Below are 259 nucleotides of genomic sequence, written 5' to 3' on the forward strand. Positions count from 1 at the left end.
CCTTATTACTGAGCGCCTAAGAGACACGCCTTACGAAAATATTGATCCAAATCTGAAACATAAAGGGAGTATGAGTCAATATAAAATCATTAAAACAAAAGGAAAGAGTGATCATGTTGCAGTGCCTGCAATTATGCTCGGTAGTCGCCGTGTTCCTAAAGATAAAGACGTCACTGACTTTTTTAATCGTATTGATAATTATGTAAAACAACTAAAACCAAACAATAGAGCTTCACGTGCGCAGTGGTTAGCTTACTTT

The 259-nt window shown here is 36.7% G+C and carries 1 protein-coding gene; it reads left to right on the plus strand.

The window, feature by feature from the left end; translation table 11 throughout:
• On the plus strand, positions 1–259 hold a 259-nt coding region (locus AAEY99_RS21530; protein WP_351011995.1), incomplete at both ends, for a hypothetical protein.

It is taken from the genome of Shewanella sp. S1-58-MNA-CIBAN-0166 (assembly GCF_040310085.1).
Taxonomy (GTDB): Bacteria; Pseudomonadota; Gammaproteobacteria; order Enterobacterales; family Shewanellaceae; genus Shewanella.